This window comes from Halomonas sp. DQ26W (genome assembly GCF_003339685.1).
GTDB lineage: Bacteria > Pseudomonadota > Gammaproteobacteria > Pseudomonadales > Halomonadaceae > Halomonas.
The window spans coordinates 1-4,856 of sequence record NZ_QPKI01000054.1 but is presented as its reverse complement, the minus strand read 5'-3'; the positions used below and the strand labels follow the sequence as shown (position 1 = coordinate 4,856).

Sequence of the window (4,856 nt, the reverse complement as noted above, 5' to 3'; positions counted from 1 at the left end):
TGGACGCCTATCGGCACCGTGTCACTCAACCCGGAACGGGAGCTCCAGATCACCGTCGCTGAACCAGAAAAACAGGCGGCCTGAATGACCTCAGAGGCGACAGATTCCTTGACAACTACCGGTATCGGGCTGAACACCGAACCAGCGCTGGTAGGCGCCGATGTTGTCCAGTGCCTTGTAGACGACGGAGAGTCCGATGATGGCATCGATGAGGTAGCTGTTGATGCCGATGTTGAAGTACACCCCCAGCAACATGGTCGTGGAGTGACCAATGGCGAAGAGGCTGACGTAGATGGCGATGTGCTGCATCCGATAGAGGAAAAAGATCACCCCCAGCAGAAACAGGATGTGGTCGTACCCCGTCACCATGTGCTTGGCACCGAGATAGACGAACGCGATCAGGTGAACGCCATAGATCTCCTGGATATACCCCTTGTCGCCTTCGGCAACGGCGTGGGCAAGGGCATCACCGCTGGCTCCCAGGAGCATCACCAGCAGTGTGAGAAGGGCCAAGGAGTGGCGTCGGGCCATAGCAGGCAGGCCGAACACACCCCCTAATCGGGATGAAAACATGAAACCTCCACGGGTCTGTCATTAGAATCGGCCGTCCGGCGGACGGCTCCGGTCATCCAGCGATAACCGACCGAGGAGGTCTCTCCAGGCGGTAGACACGGCGCAGTGGATTGCCGCCCAGCTCGCTTAAGCGCGGGGCGGCGCGGAACCTTGACTCGATGGCAATACCCGTCCCGAGCCGATCCGCTTTTTCGTGGAAGTGGTTGCCACTCTCGTAGTGAAAATGACGCCTGTCCCCTGGCGCGTGGTCATGGTCATGTACATGCCCATGGCCATGACCATCCCGTACGGTCTCCTGATGACCGGCCTCAATGCCGGCCAAGCTCGCCGATCCATGGGCGAGTGCCTCCCCTGCACTGGTCAGGACCAGGCCGGGCATGATCAGCACAAGCAAGATCAGATAGCCGAGTCGATGGCGAATCCGGTTGAGCATGGGATAACACACCAGGAGGGCAGAGAGGGTCGAGGACGCGCACGGCCCTTGCTCTGACTTGGGTCATTGGCAAAAGCGATGAGAGCCTACCATTCTATGGCGCCAGTCACCAAGTGCTGGTTGTTGAGAACCCAGGGTGCTTCATTTAAATAGTTCGTTCCTTATGTGTTTCTTTGTGGTGTTTTATGCTTTTTATGAATGTTGAGAAAAACACAAGGATAACACCTAGCATCACCCCTATAATTAAGCTTAATACCAGAGACAAGCCTTTCTTGGGAGAGTCTTGGCTGTTTGGTTGATAAGCCCAGTGTATGGCTGATACAACATCAATTTCATCTTTTGTAACTACGTTAGCGGCAAGAATTTTATTTTGTGACCTAAGGCTATTGTACTCATCGGAAAAGGGAGAAAGTTCCTCTCTATTTAAAAGAGCTTCAATCGTGCGGTTGTTCCTAAGCTGGCTGAGCCGGCTTTCTATATTTCTTATCTCTGCTGTTTTTGTTTCTCTCTCGAGATTTAATTCGATCACTTCTCTTTCTGCTTTCAGGGCCTCAACGCCCATGAAATATAGAGGAAGTCCTCCCTGGGAATTTATTTCCGCATAAATTACATCGCGGTCATGGGTCTGTCTTCCAAGGTCTCTTGGTGTTGTTGGCTTTTCAATGCCAAGGCGATCGGCAATCTGCTCTGCGTTTTCAAGAATTCTAATTCTTTCCTCTCGAGAGGATATGACAGATTTCTTTTCGGCATGCAGCTGGTCTTCTAACTCGGCAATTTTTACTCTATCTTCCTCTTGCAGGCGTGCTATTCTCGCCTCAATGTCTTCTTTATTGACTTCCAGGTGGGCTGCCATACGCTCACTGTTTCGGGCTATGGTGCTGTCTACGGCCCTCTGCGCTCTTGCAATCAGTGTTTCTACGTACGTTTCTTCAGTCCACCTGAAATAGTCGTTGATCAGCTGGGGGCCATCAATATTCTTGGTGTAATTCAAAGAGATCTTGCGTGATAAACCATTCTCTTGTGAAGGTTGATTTATTTTAAGGCTACCAAAGAAAAAGCTTCTTAGTCTACTCATTTCATCCTGGCTTGATTCAAGCAAAGGGCTGAGATGATCAGGATTTTCTTTATGGAAGAACTTGAAATTTTCATGGCTGGAAAGGTGTTGGCTAAACTCCTCAAACGCCTGTGTTTCAGTGTAGTTTGTTCCAGGCATGTTGTTTAATGCATTGAGTCCGCCAGGAGAAGGAGTGTAAGTTATTTCAGTGGAATATTGAGGCGTTGTTATTAGGTAAATATAAATTAGGCCAATGGATAGACTTGCTGCAATGCTACCAGCTATCCACTTCCAGCCATCATGAATAGCTATTGCTATATCTCTCAGGTCAATTTCATCGTCGCTTTCCCTGGGAGGTGAGTGGTTCACTGGAGCGTTCATTGGCTACCCTTGGCTTTTGCCACAACAATATAGGCTAGAAACATAAAATGTATTGATATTAACAGAAAAGTGGCTAGCATTATTTCGGCTTTCTTTCCAATGCTTAAGTAAATTAAATAGCCAACAGGGAGTAATAGAATGACGAATGCGAGTAGCGATTTCCACATTTTTGAATAAAGTAGTGCAAATCCAGGTATGGCAATTGATATGGGTGTAACCAAGGAAGCTTCTATTATTTTCCTTGCCATCCTGTCGTTCATGCTAGCTCCCGCGTAACCATGGGTATTAAATAGTTAATTTGTCGTGATGAATTTTATCATACTGTAATGGTGCTGGGTAGCGATGCTGCTTTTGATTTTGGTCAAGAAATGGTCTTTTTTTCGGTTCTTCACACTTTGGCGTGAATCTGATCTGCACAGACTGCATTGTGGAAGGACGCCTCGGCGATAGCGACGCAGCCGCTCCTTGTTGGAGCGCTCGGTTCGTCGACCCGACTCCGCATCGCGACTGGCGCCGCCAGGCGCCTCGGCGGAGGCCACGGCGTTGTCGATGGTCGCTGGCACGGGCAACCCCGCCGGGAGTCCTTCGGCCTCCAGTCGTGATCTGAAGATACTCCGACAGCGGCGTGGCACCGTCGGTAGAAAGAATCATTGTTGGAGCGCTGCTCCGCATCGCGACTGGCGCCGTCAGGCGCCTCGGCGGAGGCTGAAACGCCGGTGATGGCCGCGAACGTTGGCAACACCGCCGGGAGGCCTGCGGCCTCCAGTCGCGATCTAAAGATGCTCCTACAAAATGGCGTGGCACCGTCGGTAGAAAGAATCATTGTTGGAGCGCTGCTCCGCATCGCGACTGGCGCCGCCAGGCGCCTTGGCGGAGGCCACGGCGTAGGCGATGGTCGCCGGCACTGGCAACCCCGCCGGGAGTCCTTCGGCCTCCAGTCGCGATCTAAAGATGCTCCTACAGCGGCGTGGCAACGTTGGTGGAGAAAGCCGCTGTTGGAGCGCTGGTTTCCATCGCGACTGGCGCCGTCAGGCGCCTTGGCGGAGGCCTTGGCGGAGGCCACGGCGTAGGCGATGGTCGCTGGCACCGGCAACCCCGCCGGGAGTCCTTCGGCCTCCAGTCGCGATCTAAAGATGCTCCTACAAAATGACGTGGCACCGTCGGTAGAAAGAATCATTGTTGGAGCGCTGGTTCCCATCGCGACTGGCGCCGGCAGGCGCCCTGGCGGAGGCTGAAACGCCGGTGATGGCCGCGAACGTTGGCAACACCGCCGGGAGGCCAGCGGCCTCCAGTCGCGATCTGAAGATGCTCCTACAAAATGGCGTGGCACCGTCGGTAGAAAGAATCATTGTTGGAGCGCTGGTTCCCATCGCGACTGGCGCCGCCAGGCGCCTTGGCGGAGGCCACGGCGTAGGCGAGGTCGCTGGCACTGGCAACCTCGCCGGGAGTCCTTCGGCCTCCAGTTGCGATCTGAAGATGCTCCTACAAAATGGCGTGGCACCGTCGGTGGAGAGAATCGCTGTTGGAGCGCTGCTCCGCATCGCGACTGGCGCCGCCAGGCGCCTTGGCGGAGGCCACGGCGTTGTCGATGGTCGCTGGCACGGGCAACACCGCCGGGAGGCCTGCGGCCTCCAGTCGTGATCTGAAGATACTCCGACAGCGGCGTGGCACCGTCGGTAGAAAGAATCATTGCTGGAGCGCTGCTCCGCATCGCGACTGGCGCCGTCAGGCGCCTTGGCGGAGGCCACGGCGTAGGCGATGGTCGCTGGCACTGGCAACCCCGCCGGGAGTCCTTCGGCCTCCAGTCGCGATCTGAAGATGCTCCAACAACGACGTGGCACCGTCGGTGGAAAGGATCGATGTTGGAGCGCTGCTCCGCATCGCGACTGGCGCCGGTAGGCGCCTTGGCGGAGGCCGCAACGGCAGCTGTTATCGCCACCATCGGCAACACCGCCGGGAGGCCTGCGGCCTCCAGTCGCGATCTGAAGATGCTCCGACAGCGGCGTGGCACCGTTGGTAGAAAGAATCATTGTTGGAGCGCTGGTCCCCATCGCGACTGGCGCCGCCAGGCGCCTCGGCGGAGGCTGAAACGCCGGTGATGGCCGCGAACGTTGGCAACACCGCCGGGAGGCCTGCGGCCTCCAGTCGCGATCTGAAGATGCTCCGACAGCGGCGTGGCACCGTCGGTAGAAAGAATCATTGTTGGAGCGCTGCTCCGCATCGCGACTGGCGCCGTCAGGCGCCTCGGCGGAGGCCACGGCGGAGGCCACGGCGTAGGCGATGGTCGCCGGCACTGGCAACCCCGCCGGGAGTCCTTCGGCCTCCAGTCGCGATCTAAAGATGCTCCTACAAAATGGCGTGGCACCGTCGGTAGAAAGAATCATTGTTGGAGCGCTGCTCCGCATCGCGACTGGC

The 4,856-nt window shown here is 55.7% G+C and carries 3 protein-coding genes and 1 pseudogene; all 4 read right to left on the bottom strand.

What is annotated here, in order from left to right:
• Positions 1-120: 120 nt before the first annotated feature.
• Positions 121-573, bottom strand: a pseudogene (locus tag DU490_RS16785) (HupE/UreJ family protein); the annotation flags it as partial.
• 52 nt (positions 574-625) lie between these two features.
• The gene (locus DU490_RS16780; RefSeq protein ID WP_114575363.1) at positions 626-1,006 is read right to left on the bottom strand and encodes a hypothetical protein; all 381 of its coding nucleotides are present in this window, start codon (positions 1,004-1,006) and stop codon (positions 626-628) included.
• Between the two features lie 145 nt (positions 1,007-1,151).
• Positions 1,152-2,441: a Wzz/FepE/Etk N-terminal domain-containing protein gene (locus DU490_RS16775; RefSeq protein ID WP_114575362.1), complete on the bottom strand. Its 1,290-nt coding sequence runs from the start codon at positions 2,439-2,441 to the stop codon at positions 1,152-1,154.
• The gene (locus DU490_RS17065; protein ID WP_147270484.1) at positions 2,438-2,701 is read right to left on the bottom strand and encodes a hypothetical protein; all 264 of its coding nucleotides are present in this window, start codon (positions 2,699-2,701) and stop codon (positions 2,438-2,440) included. The genes DU490_RS16775 and DU490_RS17065 overlap by 4 nt, the downstream gene beginning before the upstream one ends.
• Positions 2,702-4,856: the final 2,155 nt, after the last annotated feature.